Origin of the sequence: Spongiactinospora sp. TRM90649, from assembly GCF_029382225.1 — a bacterium.
GTDB lineage: Bacteria > Actinomycetota > Actinomycetes > Streptosporangiales > Streptosporangiaceae > Spongiactinospora.
Genome location: NZ_JARLTC010000005.1, coordinates 1 through 17,808, shown reverse-complemented (window position 1 = coordinate 17,808; position 17,808 = coordinate 1). Strand labels below are relative to the sequence as shown.

The following is a 17,808-nucleotide window of genomic DNA, read 5'->3' as shown; positions in this document are numbered from 1 at the left end:
ATGGAGCTGCTGGACTACACGGCGCCATCCGACCTCGAAGGCGCGCTCCAAGCACTGCACGACAGCCCCGGTGCCCGCCCCCTCGCCGGTGGGCACCGGCTGATCCTCGACCTCAAACGGCGAACCCGGCGAATACCGCTGCTCGTCGATCTGGCCAAGGTGCCCGGGCTGCGCGGCGTGAGCCGCGCCCCGGGCGGGGAACTGCGGATCGGTTCCATGACCACGATCGCCGATCTGGTCGCCGACCCCGCCGTGCGGGAGTCCCACGCCCACGCCCTGCTCTCGGACGCGGCGGAGACCCTGCCCGACCCGCAGGTCAGGAACCGGGGCACCGTGGGCGGATCGGTGGTCGCCGGGACCGACCTGGCGGCGGCTCTCATCGCCCTTGACGCCGTGGCGGAGATCCAGGGCCGCGGCGGCAGGCACCGCACGCTCACCGTCGAGCACCTCCTCGATCCCGGCACGGGGCCGGGTCTGGCGGCCGACGAGGTGATCACCTCCGTCGGCGTGCCCACCGGCACCTCCATCGGCGCGTACGCGCGGCAGCCCGTGCCCGCGACGCTCTCCTCCCTCTGCGGCGTGGCGGTCAGCGTGACCTTCCGCGCGGACGGCGAGGCCGGCGACTGCCGGGCCGTCGTCTGCGGCGACGGGCTGCCCGCCCGCCGGGTGCCGGACCTAGAACGCGCACTCACCGCTCCACCGGGGAAGGCCACGGCGCCGCCGCTCGGCGACGTCTTCCAATCCGACCAGGCGGCATCCGGCGAGTATCGCGCCCACCTCGCTTGGGTGCTCGCGCGGCGGGCTCTGGCCCGCGCGCGCGAACGAGCGGCCTGACGTGGACCTGTCCCGCCGTACCTGACCAAGGAGATGGGACAAGACTGTGACTTCGTATGTGATCACCGAGGGACGGCTCTTCATCGACGGCAAGTGGCGGGACGCCATCGACAAGGCGACCGCTCCCACGATCAACCCCGCGGACGGCTCCGAGATCGCCCAGATCGCCCAGGCGGGTGACGCGGACGTCGACATCGCGGTGGACGCGGCGCGCCGGGCCTTCGACGAAGGACCCTGGCCGCGGATGACCGTGCACGAGCGCGCCAAGCTGCTCTACCGGGTCGCCGACCTGGTAGAGCGGGACGCGGAGGAGATGGCCTACCGCGAGACGGTGGACATGGGCAAGCCGATCATGTTCTCCAGCTCGGTGGACGTCCCCATCGCGATCCAGCTCCTCAGGTACTACGCGGGCATCGCCACGCAGCTCGACGGAGCCACCAGGGGCGCGCAGACGCCCACGCTCAACTACACCCTGCGCCAGCCGCTCGGCGTGGTCGCCGCGATCACGCCGTTCAACTTCCCGCTGCTGCTGGCCCTTACCAAGATCGCCCCGGCGCTGGCGGCGGGCAACACGGTCGTGCACAAGCCGTCGCCCGCCACCCCGCTCACCGCGCTGAAGATGGCGGAGCTGTTCGCCGAGGCCGGGATGCCGGACGGCGCCATGAACGTCATCACCGGCCCCGGCGTGGAGCTCGGTGAGGCGCTGGTCAAGCATCCCGGCATCAACAAGATCGCGTTCACCGGGTCCACCGAGGTCGGCAAGTCGATCATCAAGGGCGCGGCGGACACGCTCAAGAAGGTGACGATGGAGCTGGGCGGCAAGTCGCCGCACATCATCTTCGCCGACGCCGACCTGGAATCCGCCCTTGAGTACGCCTTCTTCGGGATCTTCTACAACAAGGGCGAGATCTGCACGGCCGGCTCCCGGCTGCTCGTCGAGCGGCCCGTCTACGACGAGGTCGTGCGGCGGCTCGCCGAGCGGGCGACCACGCTGCTGCCCGGCGACCCGCTCGACCCCACCACGATGTTCGGCCCGCTGGCCCACCGGGGGCAGTTCGAGAAGGTCTCGGAGTACGTGGAGATCGGCAAGAAGGAAGGCGCGCGGCTGGTCGTCGGCGGCGAGCCGTACCGGCCGGAGGGCGGCCCCGACGGCGGGCTGTACTTCCTGCCCACCATCTTCGCCGACGTGGACAACGGCATGCGGATCGCTCAGGAGGAGATCTTCGGGCCGGTCCTGTGCGTCATCCCCTTCGACACCGTCGAGGAGGCCGTGCGGATCGCCAACGACACCGCCTACGGCCTGGCGTCCGGCGTGCACACCCGGGACCTGAAGAAGGCGATCACCGTCGCCCACGCCATCCACTCGGGCACCACGTGGGTCAACACCTACAACAAGTACGACAGCACCACTCCGTACGGCGGGTACAAGGCGTCCGGCTTCGGCCGTGAGTGCGGTCCCGAGTCGATGGAGAGCTACACCCAGGTCAAGTCCGTGTGGATCGACGTCTCATGAGCGGAGCCGCACCATGACCAGCGTGGAAAGGGCCGGCGCCGCCCGGCTGTCCCACGGCGCGGCCTTCTGGCTGGTCGGCGCGATGCTCGTGCTGATGCTCTACTCCGCCTCCGCGCCGTCCCCGCTGTACGGGGTCTACCAGCGGCAGTGGGGGTTCTCCGACTCGACGCTGACCGTGGTGTTCGGGATCTACGCGCTCACCGTCCTGATCGGCCTGCTGGGATTCGGGTCGCTCTCGGACGCGCTGGGCCGCCGCCGGGTGCTGCTCGGCTCGCTCGCCGTGATGATCGCGAGCATGGTGATCTTCATCCTGGCGCAGGGGGTCCCGGCGCTGCTGGCGGCACGGGCGGTGCAGGGACTCGCGGTAGGGCTGGCCACCGGTGCCATGGGGGCCGCCCTCCTGGAACTCGCCCCGTCCGGCGCACCCGGACGGGGGACCCTGGTGAACGCCACGGGCCCGACCCTCGGGCTCGCTCTCGGAGGGCTCGGCGCCGGACTGCTGGTGCAGTACGCGCCCGCACCCACCGTTATGACATATGCCATCATGCTGGCCGGTTTCCTGGTGCTCTTCGCCGGTGTGCTGCTGATGCCGGAGACCGCACCCGGCGCGGGCGGCCCGGTGCGGATCCGTCCGCACCGGGTGCGCGTCCCGCGCTCCGCGCACCGCTCCTTCGCGGTGCTGTCCCTCGGGCTCATCGCGATCTGGGCCGTGGGCGGGTTCTACCTGTCCCTCGGCCCCTCGCTGGTGCGGGACCTGCTGGACACCGACGACCGGCTGATCGGCGGACTGGTGATCGCGATCCTGGCCGGTGTGGCCGCGGCCGGGCAGATGGTCGCGCACAACTGGCCGGCCAGGCGCCCGCTCGTGCTGGGGCTGGTCCTGCTGCTGGCCGGGCTGGGCGCGATCCTGCTCACCCTCGCCGTGGTGTGGCCGCCGATCTTCTTCGTCGGCACCGCCGTCCTCGGCCTGGGCTGGGGCCTCGCCTTCCTCGGGGTGTTCCGCTCCATGGCGGCGCTGGCCGAGCCCGCGCACCGGGGCGAGCTCCTGGCCGCGGTGTACGTGGTGGCCTACCTCGCGATGAGCGTCCCGGCGATCAGCGCGGGCCTGGTCACCGACCGGCTCGGGCTGCACCAGGCCACGACCATCTTCATCCTGGCCGTGGCGGTGGTCTGCCTGGCGGCCCTCGCCGGAAGCCTGTGGCCGACGTCCCGCCGGACGCCTGGAGGAGAGCATGGCGCCTGAACCGGAGGTGCCCGAGTACGACGTGATCGTGCTCGGCATGGGACCGGGCGGCGAGGAGGTCGCGCAACGGCTCGCCGAGGCCGGGCTGTCCGTGGCCGGCGTCGAGGCGAACCTGGTCGGCGGCGAGTGCCCCTACTGGGGATGCGTCCCGTCGAAGATGATGGTCCGCGCGGCGGGGCTCCTCGCGGAGGCCCGCCGCGTCCCCGGCATGGCGGGCGAGGCGACCGTGGTCCCGGACTGGGCCCCGGTCGCCCTGCGGATCCGCGAGGAGGCCACGGCCTACTGGGACGACAAGGCGGCGGTGACCAGGTTCACCGGCAAGGGCGGCCACTTCTTCCGGGGGAGGGGCGCCATCACCGCCCCCGGTGAGGTGACCATCGGCGGCGAGCGGGTGCTGCGGGCCAGGCGCGGGATCGTCGTGGCCACCGGCTCCAGGGCGGCGGTGCCGCCGGTGCCGGGGCTGGGGCGCACGCCGTACTGGACCAACCGGGAGGCGATCGAGACCGACCGGTGCCCCCGCTCGCTGATCGTGCTGGGCGGCGGCGCCATCGGCGCCGAGCTGGCCCAGGTCTTCGCCCGCTTCGGCGCGCGGGTGAGCATCGTGGAGGCGTCGCCCCGGCTGCTGTCCATGGAGGAGCCCGAGGCGGGCGACCTGGTCTCCGCGTCGTTCGCCCGCGAGGGCATCGACGTACGGCTGGGCGCCCGCGCCGTCGAGGCCGCCCACGACGGGCGCCGGTTCATCCTGACCCTGGACGGCGGGTCGGTGCTGACCGCCGAGCGGCTGCTCGTCGCGACCGGCCGCCGGGTCGATCTGACCGGCCTGGGACTGGGCGCCGCCGGCATCGACGAACGCGGGCGCTCGGTGCCCGTGGACGACCGGATGCGCGCCGCGCCCGGTGTTTGGGCGCTGGGCGACGTGGTCGGTCTTGGCGGTTTCACCCACGTGGCCGTCTACCAGGCGGGCGTGGTGGTCCGGGACATCCTCGGCGAGGACGGCCCGGGCGCGAGCTACCACGCGGTGCCCCGGGTCGCCTTCACCGATCCCGAGGTGGGAGCGGTCGGGCTGACCGAGGCACAGGCCAGGTCGCACGGCCTCGCGGTGCGCGCGGCCACCGTGCCGCTGCACGAGTCGTCGCGCGGGTGGATCCACAAGACCGGCAACGACGGCCTGATCAAACTGGTCGAGTCCGGCGGTGTGCTGGTCGGCGCGACCAGCGCCGGGCCGTGCGGCGGCGAGGTGCTCGGCGCGCTGGCGGTGGCCGTGCACGCCCGGGTCCCGATCGCCACCCTCCGCCAGATGATCTTCGCGTTTCCGACGTTCCACCGCGCGCTGGAACCCGCCCTGCGATCATTGGAGGATCCGGTGGCGGCTCGACCTGGTACGTGATTACATGATTACAAGGAGGTGGAGCCGTCATGGTCGTCGAGTACATCCGTTACCGGATTCCCAAGGGTGAGACGGCGGAGGTGTTCGAGAGCGCCTACAGCAGAGCCGTGATCCCGCTCGGCAAGGCGCCCCAATGCCTGTCGTACGAGTTGTCCAGGTGCACGGAAGAACCGGAAAGCTACATCCTGCGCATCGAGTGGACCTCCACGAAGGACCATCTCGAGGGGTTCCGGGGCAGTGATCACTTCCGTGAGTTCTTCGCGGAGATCAGGCCGTTCGTGTCCAACATCGAGGAGATGCGGCACTACGAGCCGCTGATCACCGGCTCCTGAGCCCGGTCAGCCCTCGATCAGCTTGAGCCCGGCCACGCCCGCGACGATCAGGAGCAGGCAGGCCAGGCGGGCGGGGGAGGCGCTCTCACCCAGGGCGATGATCCCGCTGAGCGCGACCCCCACGGCGCCCAGGCCCACCCAGACCGCGTAGGCGGTGCCCAGCGGCAGGTCGCGCAACGCGAAGGCGAGCAGGACGAAGCTGAGCACGGCGGCCGTCACGCCGACGGCCGCCGGCCAGAACCGGGTGAACCCCTCCGACCGTTCGAGGGCCAGCGCCCACACGACCTCCAGCAGCGCGGCCGCGGCCAGCGTAAGCCAGGGCATCGCGGTCAGGCCGTCGTTCCGGCGTCCACGGCGATGGACGCGCCGGTGATGTAGCGGCCACCGGGACCGGCCAGATGCGCCACCGTCGCGGCGATGTCCTCTGGGGCGCAGTAGCGGTCCAGCGCGGTGAACGCCCGCTCGCCCGCCGCGTCGGGGCTGTCGGCCGGGTTCATCTCCGTGTCGGTCGAGCCGGGGGCGACCAGGTTGGCGGTGATCCCCCGGGAGCCTAGGTCTCTGGCCAGCCCCTTGGTGAGGCCGATCAGCGCGGACTTGCTCATCGCGTAGAGCGTCCAGTCCGGGTACGGCACGCGGTCGGCCAGGCTGCTGCCGATGTTGATGATCCGCCCGCCGTCCGTCATGTGCCGGGACGCGGCCTGGGCGAGCACGAACGAGGCCCTGGCGTGGATGGCCATGGTCCGGTCCAGCTCCTCCAGCGTGACCTCGCCGAGCGGGCCGAAGGGGGCGATCCCCGCGTTGTTGACCAGGATGTCCAGCCGGCCCAGCTTCGCCACCACGTGTTCGACGGCCGAGGTCAGCGCGGCCGCGTCGGTCGCCTCCGCCGGTACGGCCAGCCCGCGCCGCCCCGCCCCCTCGATCGCGCCGACCACCTCGGCGGCGCGCCCGACCGCATTCGCGTAGGTGATGGCCACGTCGGCGCCGTCGCCCGCCAGCCGCCGGGCGATCGCGGCGCCGATTCCCCGGCTGCCGCCCGTCACCAGGGCCACTCGTCCGTTGAGCATGTTCGCCTCCAAAAAGCAGAATGTATTCCGTTTGTAGAGTAAGCGGAATGGATTCCGGATCGCAACTCGATAAGGTGGGCGCGTGACGCAGACCCGGCGAGCGCTGCCCCAGGCCGGTCGGGGCGACCGGCGCGGAGAGGAGCGCGCCGACGCCGCCAGGAACCGCGCGAGGATCCTCGCCGCCGCCGAGGAGATCGTCGCCACGCGCGGCGTCGAGGCGCTGTCCATGGCCGACGTCGCCGCCGCGGCCGGGGTCGGCGTCGGCACCCTCTACCGGCGTTTCGGCGATCGGTCCGGCCTGGCCTACGCACTCATCGACCGGCGCGAGCGCGACTTCCAGGCGTCGTTCATGGGCGGCCCCCCGCCGCTCGGCCCCGGCGCGCCCGCCGCCGCGCGGATCCGCGCCTTCCTCCAGGCCCTCGCGGGTCGCGTCGCCGGGCAGCTCGACCTGCTGCTGATGGCCGAGACCGCGACGCCGTTCGCCCGGTTCGGCGGTGCCTACGACGCCTACCACCGGCACCTGGCGATCCTGCTGGCCGACCTACCGTCCCCGGCCGGACACCGCGCCGATCCCTCCTACCTGGCCGACGCGCTGCTCGCCCCGCTGGCCGCCAACCTGCTCGCCTACCGGATGCGCGAGCACGGCCTCACCCTCGACGCCGTGCGCGCCGGGCTCGACGACCTGCTGGCCGGAGTCACCTCGGGCGCGAGGTCCGCGAGCTGAATGACGGCAACCGGGTGGGCCGCGGCCCCGGCGGCTAGGCTGGGCCGTCATGATCGGTCGGATCCTCGCGGCGGTCACGCTGATCGCGCTCTCGTCGGCCGCGCCCACGTCAGCGGCGGCGGAGCGCGCACCCGTCCGGTGCGAGCCGCCCAAGGGCAGCGTGCGGGTGGGGGAGTCCTGGGCGCAGCGGCGCGTGGACGCCCGCCGGGTGTGGCCGCTGAGCAGGGGCGACGGGGTCACCGTGGCCATGGTGGACAGCGGCGTCGACCTGACCCATCCGCAGCTCCGGGTGGCCGGGCAGGTCGATTTCACCGGCACCGGGCACCGTGACTGCCTGGGACACGGCACCGCCGTCGCGATGATCATCGCCGGGCAGTACCTGAAGGGCGTGCCCTGCAGGCCGATGTCCCGCGCCTGGGGCAGCAGCTCCACCAGCGGGAGCAGCGGGTTCGACGAGGTGGCCACCAGGTCGTAGTCGTCCACGAACACGTAGAGGTCGGCCCCCTGCCACCAGCTGCTACGGAGTCGATGCCCTGCGCGGCGAAGGCGCGCTCGCGCTGTTCGAGGATCGAGGCGACCTCCGCCACCGTGCGCCGCACGCGGTCGCCGTCCAGACGGGTGGCCACGCCGCGCCCGGCGGCGCTCCCACCAGGCGCGACACGCTGTGCCGCTCCTGGAACTCGCTCATGTCGAAGCGGACCGTCCGGTCCTGGTCGCCGAACAGCGCCTCGGCCAGCGCGCGGGCCAGTTCCGTCTTGCCCACCCCGGTCGGCCCGAGGAAGAGGAAGGAACCGATGGGCCGCCCCGGATCGCCGAGCCCGGCGCGCGACCTGCGCACCGCCTCGGCCACCGCCGCGACCGCTTTGTCCTGGCCGATCACCCGCTGGTGCAGCCACCGCTCCAGCGCCAGCAGGCGCTCCCGCTCCTCCTGGGTGAGCTGCGCGATCCGGATGCCGGTGGCCCGGGAGACGATGGCGGCGATCTCCTCGCCGGTGACCTCGGGCACGGCGGGCGGCCCGTCGTGGGTCTCGTCGATGCGGCGGGTCAGCTCGGCGATCTCGTCGCGCAGCTCCCTGGCGCGTTCGTAGTCCTCGCCCGCGCCCCATCCGTCCCATCGGTCGCGCCCGTTCACCCGAACGGCGACGGCCCGCGCACCGGGGCCGCCGCGCGCGTGAGGCGGTCGATCTCCGCGATGTCGTCGCCGCTCAGCTCCAGGTCGAGCGCGCCCACGCTCTCCTTCGGATGGGAGTGCCTGCGGGAGTCGACGATCAGGTCGATGTGGTCGGTGCCGAGGGCCGAGAGGCTCTCCTCGACCTCCTGGCGCAGGCGGGACGGGCTGGAGTCGCGCACCAGGCGCCTGCCGTCCAGCCGGAGGCCGCCTTTGGTGGCGATCACCACGGAGTCGCGGCCGGAGCCCAGTTCGGCGGCGAGGGCCCGGCCGAGCAGCCGTTCGGAGACGCCGAACCCGTAGCCGTGCGCGGTGTCGAAGAAGTTGATCCCCAGGTCTCTCGCCGCGCGGATCGACTCCACCGCCGCCCGTTCGTCGACGCTCCCCCAGTCGCCGCCGAACTGCCAGGTTCCGTAACGGATCGGGGTCACGCGCAGCCCGGTGCGTCCCGGCGTCACGGTACGCATCTCTCACATCCCCGTTTCGATCTCCTGTCCGGCGAAGGGCCTACCCGCCTCCACGGTGGGTAGTCGTCGCCCGTTTCCAGGCCGTTGGTGGCCTATGATCCAGTTCGGCCGCATGGGCGTCCATGTCGGCGTACGGGTTGACGTGGAGGGCAAGTGGTCAGCGGATCGCAGCCGACGGCTGGCGGCAACGGCGCCCATGGGGAGCCGAGAGCCGAGGAACGGGAGCTACGGCGGCTGCTCGCCGGGCTGACGGCCGTCCGGGACGGCGACTTCCGCACCCGGCTGCCCGCCGACACCGACGGGCTGCCCGGCGAGATCGCCTCGGTGTTCAACGGCATGGTGGACCAGTTGGCGCTGTTCACCTCCGAGGTGACGCGCGTCGCGCGGGAGGTCGGCACCGAGGGCCGCCTCGGCGGCCAGGCCGAGGTGCCGGGCGTGTCGGGCACCTGGAAGGACCTCACCGAGTCGGTCAACGCCATGGCGGGCAACCTGACCGGCCAGGTGCGCAGCATCGCCGAGGTCACCACGGCGGTGGCGCGCGGCGACCTGTCGCAGAAGATCGACGTGGACGCCCGGGGCGAGATCCTGGAGCTGAAGAACACCGTCAACACCATGGTCGACCAGCTCTCCTCCTTCGCCGAGGAGGTCACCCGGGTGGCCCGCGAGGTCGGCACGGACGGCAGGCTCGGCGGCCAGGCGTACGTCAAGGGCGTGGCGGGCACCTGGCGCGACCTCACCGACTCGGTGAACTCGATGGCGGGCAACCTGACCGGCCAGGTGCGCAACATCTCCCAGGTGGCCACGGCCGTGGCCAAGGGCGACCTGTCGCAGAAGATCACCGTCGAGGCCGAGGGCGAGGTCGCCGCCCTCGCCCAGACCATCAACACCATGGTGGACACGCTGGGCGCCTTCGCCGACGAGGTGACCCGGGTGGCCCGCGAGGTCGGCACCGAGGGCCGCCTCGGCGGCCAGGCCCGCGTCCCCAACGTGGCCGGGACCTGGAAGAACCTCACCGACAGCGTCAACTCGATGGCCGACAACCTGACCGGCCAGGTGCGCAGCATCGCCACCGTCACCACGGCGGTGGCCAACGGTGACCTCACCCGCAAGATCGACGTGGACGCCCGGGGCGAGATCCTGGAGCTGAAGACCACCATCAACACCATGGTGGACCAGCTCTCCTCGTTCGCCGCCGAGGTGACGCGCGTCGCCAGGGAGGTGGGCAGCGAGGGCAGGCTCGGCGGGCAGGCCGAGGTCGAGGGGGTCTCCGGGACCTGGAAGCGGCTCACCGAGAACGTCAACGAGCTGGCCGGGAACCTGACCCGCCAGGTCCGCGCCATCGCCGAGGTCACCAGCGCGGTCACCTCCGGCGACCTCACCCGCTCCATCACCGTGGACGCCGAGGGCGAGCTGGCCGACCTGAAGGACAACATCAACTCCATGGTCGAGTCGCTGCGCGAGTCCACCGCGGCCAGCGAGGAACAGGGCTGGCTCAAGTCCAACCTGGCCAGGATGTCCGGGCTGATGCAGGGCCACCGCGACCTGGCCACGGTCGCCGAGCTGGTCATGAACGAGCTGGCGCCGCTGGTGTCGGCGCAGTTCGGCGCCTTCTTCCTGGCCGAGGACGGCGAGCTGCAACTGATCAGCGCCTATGGCTACCCGGTCGCCTCGCAGCGGCCGGACCGCTTCGGCATCGGTGAGGGCCTGGTGGGACAGGCCGCCAGGACCCGCCGCACGATCGCGCTCGACGACGTGCCGTCCGGGTACGTGACCATCTCCTCCGGGCTCGGCCGGACCGACCCGTCCTCCCTGATCGTGATGCCCGTCGTGGTCGAGGAGCAGGTGCTCGGCGTGATCGAGCTGGCCTCGGTGCACGAGTTCACCCCGGTCCACCGGGCCTTCCTGGACCAGCTCCTGGAGACCATCGGCGTCAACCTCAACACCATCGTGGCCAACGCCCGCACCGACGAGCTGCTGGCGGAGTCGCAGCGGCTCACCGAGGAACTGCGGGCCCGCTCGGTGGAACTGCAGACTCAGCAGGAGGAGCTGCGTCGCTCCAACGCCGAGCTGGAGGAGAAGGCCCGCCTGCTGGTCAGCCAGAACCAGGACATCGAGACCAAGAACCTGGAGATCGAGCAGGCCCGCCAGGAACTGGAGGACCGGGCGCAGCAGCTCGCGCTGGCCTCCAAGTACAAGAGCGAGTTCCTCGCCAACATGAGCCACGAGCTGCGCACCCCGCTGAACTCGCTGCTCATCCTCGCCCAGTTGCTGGCCCAGAACCACACCAGGAACCTGACGCCCAAGCAGGTGGAGTACGCCGGGATCATCCACTCGGCCGGGTCGGACCTGCTCCAGCTCATCAACGACATCCTCGACCTGTCCAAGGTCGAGGCGGGCAAGATGGACGTCAACCCCGAACCCGTGCCGCTGCGCAGGCTGCTGGACTACGCCGAGGCCACGTTCCGCCCGCTGACCACCCAGAACAACCTCGACTTCGTGGTCACCACGGCGCCGGGCACCCCGGCCGAGCTGCTCACCGACGACTCGCGGCTGCGGCAGATCCTGCGCAACCTGTTGTCCAACGCGGTCAAGTTCACCGAGGCCGGCATCGTCGAGCTGCGCATCGAGCCGGCCGCGCAGACGGAGCTGCCCGCCTCGGTCCGCCCGCACGGCGCGGCGGTCGCGCTGCGGGTCGTGGACACCGGCATCGGCATCCCCGAGCAGCAACTTGAGGCCATCTTCGGCGCGTTCCAGCAGGCCGACGGCACCACCAGCCGAAAGTACGGCGGCACCGGGCTCGGCCTGTCGATCAGCCGCGAGATCGCCTACCTGCTGGGCGGGGCCATCACCGCCGAGAGCACGCCGGGCCAGGGCAGCGTCTTCACCCTGTACCTGCCGATCTCCCGCCCCGACTTCGAAGACCGCGGCGCCGTCCCTGCGCCGCAGGACGACACGGTGGCCGAGGAGCCCGTCGCGGCGCCCGAGCCGCCCGCCGCGACGGTCCCCGCCAGGCGGCGGCGTCTCCTGGTCATCGAGGAACGGCCCCGGGGGCTGCTGTCGCTGGTCACCGAGAGCGTCCTGACGGACCTGTCGGGCCGGGGCGAGCGGGAAGGCGAGGTGGAGATCGTCACCGCCGTCGGTGCGCAGGAGGCCGCCTCGGTGCTCGCCGGGCAGGCGTGCCACTGCATCGTCCTGGACCTGGACCTGCCGAACGGGGCCGCGTTCACCCTGCTGGAGGCCATGAACGGCGACCCCGCGCTGCGCGACGTGCCGATCCTGGCCTACGACAACTGGCGGATGAGCCCCCGCCGTGAGGACGTCTCGCGGTACCGCACCGGCGACCGTCCGCTGGAGCTGCTGTCCAGCCTGGACGAGCTGCGCGAGCGGATCGCCCTGCACCTGACCGCCGACCAGCCGGGCGACGTGCTGCCGCTCGACCGGCGGATCGCCGAGACCGAGCCGCGGAAGCTGGACGACGCGCTGGCCGGGCGCACCGTGCTCGTCGTGGACGACGACGCGCGCAACCTGTTCGCGCTCACCAGCATCCTGGAGATCATCGGCATGCACGTGCTGCACGCCGAGGACGGCCGCAAGGCCATCGAGGTGCTCACCGCGCACCCGGAGACCGACATCGTGCTGATGGACGTGATGATGCCGGAGATGGACGGCTACACCGCCACCGCCGCGATCAGGGCCATGCCCGGATACACCGACCTGCCGATCATCGCGGTCACCGCCAAGGCGATGCCCGGCGACCAGGACAAGAGCCTGGCCTCCGGGGCGAGCGACCACGTCACCAAGCCGGTCGACGCCGAGCACCTGATCACCCGCATGCAGCACTGGCTGAACGCCTAGGGAACCTCCCCGTGCCCCGGGTGCACGCCCGGGGCACGGTCCGATTCACAAGGAGCGGCACACGTGCAGACCCACCCCGGCACCGGCGACCCGGCCGGCGAGAGCGGGACGCCCGAGGGCGGGCACCTCGGCAGGCTGGCCGCCACCATCGACCGGCTGCGCCGGGAGGTGCAGCGGGCCCACCTGGCCGCCGACGGCCGGGCGCTGATCGAGATGGCCACCGGGATCCTCGTCGAGCGCCTGGGGTGCGGCCCCACCCAGGCCGCCCAGCAGCTCACCACGCTGGCCGAGCAGGCCGGGGTGCCCGTGGTGCACCTGGCCGCCGACCTGATCAACCAGTCGTCCAGGGACCGGGTGAGCGAGGTGGCCCGCGACTTCCTGGCGATGGCGGGCGGCGACGCCGGGGACGACGAACCGGTGGCGCTGCGGCTGCGCACCGCCGAGAGCGGGCTGCTCAGCGCCCCGGACACGCAGGCGGTCGCCGAGTCGCTGCTGGAGCACGCGCTGACCCCGCTGGGCGCGACCGCGGTCGCGGTGTGGCTGGCCGACACCGGGGCGGCGCTGACGCTCGCCGGATACGCCGGCTTCGGCCTGGAGGAGGCCCGCCGCTGGCGGTACGTGCCGCCGGGCGTGGCGACGCCCGCCCGCAAGGCGCTCACCGAGCGCGCCGTCGCCCGCATCCCCAGCCTGCGCGAGGCCGGGCTGCCCTCGATCGGCCACCGCCAGGTCGGCGGCGGCAGGGTCGTCGCGCCCGCCGGGACCGGCGGGCGCATCATCGGCGTCCTGGAGATCTGCTGGCCCGACGAGGTAGGGCCGCTGTCCCCGCAGATCCGGCGGCAGGTCGAGGCGCTGGCCGAGCTGTGCGCGCACACCCTGGACGGCCCGGCAGGACCGCCGCCGGGCACGCCGGACCTCGCCCAGGTCGTGGAACTGGCCGACGGCCTGCTCGACGCCGCCGTGGTGCTGACCCCGCACCTGGACCCGGAGGGCAGGCTCGCCGACTTCCGCATCCACCACGCCAACGCCCGCTTCCTGGACCCGGCGGGACGGCCCCGCAGCAGCGTCACCGGCTCCCTGATGCTGGAGGCGTACCCCATGGCCGCAGGTGACGGCGGCCTGTTCGAGAAGATCGAGCGGGTGCACGCCACGGGCGAGGCGTTCAGGACCGACCGTATGGCGGTGACCGCCCTGGTGGACCAGGTGCCGCTGACCACCACGGCCGGGGTCAGCGTCACCCGCCACGGCGACGGCGTCCTGCTCATCTGGCGCATCGAGGACGAGATGGCCAGGGTCGCGAGCCTGCTGCAGCACGCCCAGCGGCTGGGCCGCATCGGCGGCTTCGAGGAGAACGCGGTCACCGGCGAGATCGTCTGGAGCCGCCAGATCTACGACCTGTACGGCCTGCCCGCCGCCGCCCCGCCCATCCCGCTGGAGGGCCTGCGCGACCACGCCCACCCCGACGACGGCGCCGCGATCGCCCGCTTCCAGCGCACCCTGCTGCACCACCGGCATCCCGCCTCAGTCGCCTTCCGCGTCCAGCGGCCCGAGGGCGTCTCCCGGCACATCCGCGTCGTCGCCGAGCCGGTCTTCGGAGAAGACTCCCGGCTGACCGCCGTCCGAGGCGTATACCAGGACATCTCCTCCCAGCACTGGACCGAGGTCGCGCTGGCCGCCACCCGCGACAGGCTCGAACACAGCGAGCAGCAGTCGGCCGAGCGGAACAAGCTGGCCCTGCAGCTCCAGCAGGCCATCATGCCTCCGATGCGGCCCCCGATCGACGCCCTGGGCCTGCGCATCGCGGTGCGATACCGCCCGGCGGAGAAGGAGCACCTGGTCGGCGGCGACTGGTACGACACGGTGGTCCTGCCGTCCAAGCAGATCCTGCTGTCGGTCGGCGACGTCGCCGGGCACGGGATCGAGGCCGCCACCGGGATGGTCGTGCTGCGCAACGCGCTGCGCGGCCTGGCGACCACCGGCGCGGGGCCCGGCCAGTTGCTCGCCTGGCTCAACCTCGTCGCCCACCATCTGGCCGACAACATCACCGCCACCGCGGTCTGCGCCCTGTACGACCCCGACACCCGGGTGCTGCGCTGGGCCCGCGCCGGGCACCTGCCGCCGGTGCTGGTGCGCGACGACGAGCCGGAGGAACTGCCGCTGATCGGCGGGCTGCTGCTCGGGGCGGTCTCCGAGGCGTCCTACGAGGAGGGCGACGTCCAGCTCCACCCCGGCGACACCCTGCTCATGTTCACCGATGGGCTGATCGAGCGCAGGGACCAGGCGCTGCAGCACTCGCAGGAGCGGTTCCTGGCCGGGACCAGGGCGGGCGCGGCCTCGCTGGACGAACTCCTGGACCGCCTGCTCGCCCATTCGGAGTCGGACACCGACGACGACACCTGCCTGATCGGCGTACGGCTGCGCTGAGCGGGATCAGGTGGGGGAGCGGCGGGTCACGACCGAAGGGGTCACCTCGCCGACCCCGCGCACCGCGACCGGCTCGCCGGGGTTCAGCGTGAACGCGGCGTCACCGGCCAGCGCCTCGGCCAGCGCCGGGTCGGCCAGCACGCTGCCGGCCGCGGCCAGCGCGGTCAGCCTGCTCGCCAGGTTGACCGGCGCGCCGTAGACGTCGCCCATCCGGCCGATCACCTGCCCGATGGCCAGGCCCACGCGCAGCCCGGGCATGCCCCTGGTGCGGGCGTGGACCTCCAGGAGCCGCAGGCCGATCTCCGCCGACTCGTGGGCGGTGTCGGTGACGAACAGCACGGAGTCGCCGAGGGTCTTGACCAGCCGCCCGCCGGAGGAGGCCACCACGTCGGCGGACCGGCCCTCGAACCGCTCGACCAGCCTGGCCAGGTCGTTCTCCGGGATCTGACGGCTGAGCCGGGTGAACCCGACGAGGTCGGCGAAGCCGACCGCCAGGCGGACCGCGCTGCTCTCCTGGTCGACCAGCCGCCCCGCCGCCGAGGCCAGATGCCGCCGCCAGGCGTAGACCAGCAGCTTCTCCAGCTCGGGCACCACCCATTCGGCGCGGCCCCGCCAGGCCGCTCCGCGCCTGGCCAGCGGCACGCCCGCCGAGGCCAGCGCCTCGGAGCCCAGCTCGGCCTGCGACTCGGCAAGCCGGGCCGTGTAGCCGCCCAGCGACCTGGTCATCAGCAGCAGGTGCTCGTCGTCGTAGGCGCCCGCGCTCACCATGCCGACCATGGTCTTGAGCGCCTCGACGTCGGCCTCGGTGAACTCCACGGCGTCGTCGGGGACGTTGGCGAAGCCGAGCGCCCGCCACAGCCTGCGCGCCCGGTAGACCGGGACACCGGCCATCGCTGCGACCTCGCGGCTGGTATAGCGGCGTTGCCTGTTCAGGAACGTCTCCGCCAGACCGCTGTCACCCGCAGGGTTGTCCCGCCTCATGACCCTTCTGCCCGTCGTGCCCCGTCGCCACCTGCTTTCCGAAACATACATCGTGGCGCTGACATTCCGGATTCGGACGACCGATGCGACACGCCGCAGGTTAGACCGGGGCCGGGCACTCCGCCTTCTTATCCTGCCGATGAGCAGGGCAGACATCATCGGGGGCAGGAACATGAGCGACGACTTCGTGCTGGACGTGCAGAAGATCCGCCAGCAGGCCCGGGCCAAGATGGCCGAAGGGCCGGTCACCGACACCTACGGCAAGGACAAGAACCGGGTCATCGAGATCCTCAACGACGTGATCGCGACCGAGGTCGTGTGCTGGCTGCGCTACACCCGCCACGCGATCTCGGCCGTCGGCGTGGACCGCGCGCAGGTCGCCGCGGAGTTCACCGAGCACGCCAAGGAGGAGATGAACCACGCGCTGCGGGCCGCCCAACGCGTCTCCCAGCTCGGCGGCGAACCCGACTTCGACCCGGCCAAGCTGGTGCAGCGCGCGCACACCGACTACACGGCCCCGGCCGACCACGACCTCACCCAGATGCTGCGCGACAACCTGGAGGCCGAGCGCATCGTCATCGACATCTACCAGGAGATCATCCTCTGGCTCGGCGAGGGCGACCCGACCACCCGGCGGCTGATGGAGTCGATCAAGGAAGAGGAGGAGGATCACGCGGACGACCTCCTCGACCTGCTCGGCGGCTGAGCGCCGCGCGGCGGGCACTTCGCGATCCCTTGGCGTTGCGCGGAGACGGCCGGGGGTATGGGCCGGGGCATGGCAGAGATCGGCTACACGATGTTGTGCGAGCAGACCCCGGCCAGGCAGCTCGTCGCCGACGTGGCGCGCGCCGAACGAGCGGGGTTCGACTACGCCGTCATCTCCGACCACTACTTTCCGTGGATCGAGGAGCTGGGGCACTCGCCGTACGCCTGGTCGGTGCTCGGGGCCGCCGCGCAGGCGACCGAGCGCCTGCCGCTGATGACCTACGTGACGTGCCCGATCATGCGTTACCACCCGGCCGTCGTGGCGCAGAAGGCGGCGACCATGGGCGTGCTGTCGCAGGGCCGCTTCACGCTCGGGCTCGGGGCGGGGGAGAACCTGAACGAGCACGTCATCGGGAACGGCTGGCCCTCGGTGGACACCAGGCACCTGATGTTCCGCGAGGCCATCGAGATCATCATCCGGCTCTTCGGCGGCGGGTACTGCGGCTACCGGGGCGAGTTCTTCGACCTCGACTCCGCCCGGCTCTACGACCTGCCGGACAAGCCGGTGCCGCTGGCCATCGCGGCCTCCGGCGGACGCTCGGCGGAGATCGCCGCGGAGCACGGCGACGCGCTGGTCTCCGTGGCCCCCGACTCCGGGCTGGTGTCCGCGTTCGCCGGGGCGGGCGGGCACGGCAAGCCCGTCTACGGCCAGCTCGCCATCTGCTACGACACCGACGAGCGGGCGGCCAGGGAGCGCGCGCACCGGCTGTGGCGCTGGTCGGTGGCGGGCTGGAAGGTGATGGCCGAGCTGCCCGGGCCGGTGAACTTCGCCGCCTACGCCCGGACGGTGACCCCCGACGACGTGGCGAGTTCGGTGCCCTGCGGGGCCGACGTGGGGGCCGTGGTCGAGGCCGCCCGCGCCTACGTCGAGGCCGGGTTCACCCACCTCGCGCTGGTCCAGATCGGCGGCGCGCACCAGGAGCCCTTCTTCGAGTGGTCGGAGCGGGAGCTGCTGCCCGCGCTGCGGGCCCTGTGATCGGGCCCTGTGATCGGGCCCTGTGATCGGGCCCTGTGATCGGGCCCTGTGATCGGGCCCTGTGATCGGGCCCTGTGA

The 17,808-nt window shown here is 72.3% G+C and carries 15 protein-coding genes and 1 pseudogene; 11 read left to right on the top strand and 5 right to left on the bottom strand.

Annotation, left to right across the window (positions count from 1 at the left end; genetic code table 11):
* The 5 genes from P3X83_RS05495 to P3X83_RS05475 are packed head-to-tail and all read left to right on the top strand — an operon-like array spanning nt 1 to nt 5,309.
* A complete protein-coding gene (locus tag P3X83_RS05495) occupies nt 1-834 on the top strand; it encodes an FAD binding domain-containing protein (protein ID WP_277303759.1) in 834 nt (277 codons plus the stop codon).
* A 46-nt stretch (nt 835-880) separates the two neighbouring features.
* The gene (locus tag P3X83_RS05490) at nt 881-2,347 is read left to right on the top strand and encodes an aldehyde dehydrogenase family protein (protein WP_277303758.1); all 1,467 of its coding nucleotides are present in this window, start codon (nt 881-883) and stop codon (nt 2,345-2,347) included.
* Between the two features lie 13 nt (nt 2,348-2,360).
* The gene (locus P3X83_RS05485; RefSeq protein WP_277303757.1) at nt 2,361-3,590 is read left to right on the top strand and encodes an MFS transporter; all 1,230 of its coding nucleotides are present in this window, start codon (nt 2,361-2,363) and stop codon (nt 3,588-3,590) included.
* Complete coding sequence (locus P3X83_RS05480; protein WP_277303756.1) at nt 3,580-4,977, top strand: NAD(P)/FAD-dependent oxidoreductase; 1,398 nt, start codon at nt 3,580-3,582, stop codon at nt 4,975-4,977. Before P3X83_RS05485 ends, P3X83_RS05480 begins: the two co-directional genes overlap by 11 nt.
* Nucleotides 4,978-5,006: 29 nt before the next feature.
* The gene (locus tag P3X83_RS05475) at nt 5,007-5,309 is read left to right on the top strand and encodes an antibiotic biosynthesis monooxygenase family protein (RefSeq protein ID WP_277303755.1); all 303 of its coding nucleotides are present in this window, start codon (nt 5,007-5,009) and stop codon (nt 5,307-5,309) included.
* A 6-nt stretch (nt 5,310-5,315) separates the two neighbouring features.
* Here the strand turns inward: P3X83_RS05475 and P3X83_RS05470 are convergent, their stop codons facing one another.
* Both P3X83_RS05470 and P3X83_RS05465 read right to left on the bottom strand, forming a co-directional pair.
* A complete protein-coding gene (locus tag P3X83_RS05470; protein WP_277303754.1) occupies nt 5,316-5,633 on the bottom strand; it encodes a multidrug efflux SMR transporter in 318 nt (105 codons plus the stop codon).
* Between the two features lie 5 nt (nt 5,634-5,638).
* A complete protein-coding gene (locus P3X83_RS05465) occupies nt 5,639-6,373 on the bottom strand; it encodes an SDR family oxidoreductase (protein WP_277303753.1) in 735 nt (244 codons plus the stop codon).
* An 82-nt stretch (nt 6,374-6,455) separates the two neighbouring features.
* Between P3X83_RS05465 and P3X83_RS05460 the strand changes: the two genes are divergently transcribed.
* Nucleotides 6,456-7,097: a TetR family transcriptional regulator gene (locus P3X83_RS05460; RefSeq protein WP_277303752.1), complete on the top strand. Its 642-nt coding sequence runs from the start codon at nt 6,456-6,458 to the stop codon at nt 7,095-7,097.
* 49 nt (nt 7,098-7,146) lie between these two features.
* Nucleotides 7,147-7,572 (top strand): S8 family serine peptidase, encoded by a 426-nt coding sequence (locus tag P3X83_RS05455; RefSeq protein ID WP_277303751.1) that lies wholly within the window; start codon nt 7,147-7,149, stop codon nt 7,570-7,572.
* Between the two features lie 156 nt (nt 7,573-7,728).
* Here P3X83_RS05455 and P3X83_RS05450 read toward each other — a convergent pair.
* Together P3X83_RS05450 and P3X83_RS05445 are read right to left on the bottom strand one after the other, a co-directional pair.
* A pseudogene (locus P3X83_RS05450) lies at nt 7,729-8,190 on the bottom strand (AAA family ATPase); the annotation flags it as partial.
* Between the two features lie 35 nt (nt 8,191-8,225).
* Nucleotides 8,226-8,732 carry an aldo/keto reductase gene (locus P3X83_RS05445; protein ID WP_277303750.1) on the bottom strand — a complete coding sequence of 169 codons (507 nt, stop codon included), beginning with the start codon at nt 8,730-8,732 and terminating at the stop codon, nt 8,226-8,228.
* Between the two features lie 153 nt (nt 8,733-8,885).
* On the opposite strand from P3X83_RS05445, the gene P3X83_RS05440 reads away from it, so the two are divergent.
* Nucleotides 8,886-12,587: a HAMP domain-containing protein gene (locus P3X83_RS05440; protein WP_277303749.1), complete on the top strand. Its 3,702-nt coding sequence runs from the start codon at nt 8,886-8,888 to the stop codon at nt 12,585-12,587.
* A 63-nt stretch (nt 12,588-12,650) separates the two neighbouring features.
* Nucleotides 12,651-15,008: a SpoIIE family protein phosphatase gene (locus P3X83_RS05435; protein ID WP_277303748.1), complete on the top strand. Its 2,358-nt coding sequence runs from the start codon at nt 12,651-12,653 to the stop codon at nt 15,006-15,008.
* Between the two features lie 6 nt (nt 15,009-15,014).
* Here the strand turns inward: P3X83_RS05435 and P3X83_RS05430 are convergent, their stop codons facing one another.
* Nucleotides 15,015-15,989, bottom strand: coding sequence for an adenylate/guanylate cyclase domain-containing protein (locus tag P3X83_RS05430; RefSeq protein WP_277303747.1), 975 nt, complete (start codon nt 15,987-15,989; stop codon nt 15,015-15,017).
* A gap of 139 nt (nt 15,990-16,128) precedes the next feature.
* Between P3X83_RS05430 and P3X83_RS05425 the strand changes: the two genes are divergently transcribed.
* Together P3X83_RS05425 and P3X83_RS05420 are read left to right on the top strand one after the other, a co-directional pair.
* A complete protein-coding gene (locus P3X83_RS05425) occupies nt 16,129-16,695 on the top strand; it encodes a ferritin-like domain-containing protein (protein WP_277303746.1) in 567 nt (188 codons plus the stop codon).
* A 69-nt stretch (nt 16,696-16,764) separates the two neighbouring features.
* Nucleotides 16,765-17,730, top strand: a complete 966-nt coding sequence (locus P3X83_RS05420; protein ID WP_277303745.1) for a TIGR03557 family F420-dependent LLM class oxidoreductase — start codon at nt 16,765-16,767, stop codon at nt 17,728-17,730.
* Nucleotides 17,731-17,808: the final 78 nt, after the last annotated feature.

Excerpts from the sequence above, each read along its gene's own strand:
- P3X83_RS05495 (WP_277303759.1), top strand. The coding sequence starts at position 1 with ATGGAGCTGCTGGACTACACGGCGCCATCCGACCTCGAAGGCGCGCTC.
- P3X83_RS05485 (WP_277303757.1), top strand. The coding sequence starts at position 2,361 with ATGACCAGCGTGGAAAGGGCCGGCGCCGCCCGGCTGTCCCACGGCGCG.
- P3X83_RS05480 (WP_277303756.1), top strand. The coding sequence starts at position 3,580 with ATGGCGCCTGAACCGGAGGTGCCCGAGTACGACGTGATCGTGCTCGGC.
- P3X83_RS05475 (WP_277303755.1), top strand. The coding sequence starts at position 5,007 with ATGGTCGTCGAGTACATCCGTTACCGGATTCCCAAGGGTGAGACGGCG.
- P3X83_RS05470 (WP_277303754.1), bottom strand. The coding sequence starts at position 5,633 with ATGCCCTGGCTTACGCTGGCCGCGGCCGCGCTGCTGGAGGTCGTGTGG.
- P3X83_RS05465 (WP_277303753.1), bottom strand. The coding sequence starts at position 6,373 with ATGCTCAACGGACGAGTGGCCCTGGTGACGGGCGGCAGCCGGGGAATC.
- P3X83_RS05455 (WP_277303751.1), top strand. The coding sequence starts at position 7,147 with ATGATCGGTCGGATCCTCGCGGCGGTCACGCTGATCGCGCTCTCGTCG.
- P3X83_RS05445 (WP_277303750.1), bottom strand. The coding sequence starts at position 8,732 with ATGCGTACCGTGACGCCGGGACGCACCGGGCTGCGCGTGACCCCGATC.
- P3X83_RS05430 (WP_277303747.1), bottom strand. The coding sequence starts at position 15,989 with ATGAGGCGGGACAACCCTGCGGGTGACAGCGGTCTGGCGGAGACGTTC.
- P3X83_RS05425 (WP_277303746.1), top strand. The coding sequence starts at position 16,129 with ATGAGCAGGGCAGACATCATCGGGGGCAGGAACATGAGCGACGACTTC.
- P3X83_RS05420 (WP_277303745.1), top strand. The coding sequence starts at position 16,765 with ATGGCAGAGATCGGCTACACGATGTTGTGCGAGCAGACCCCGGCCAGG.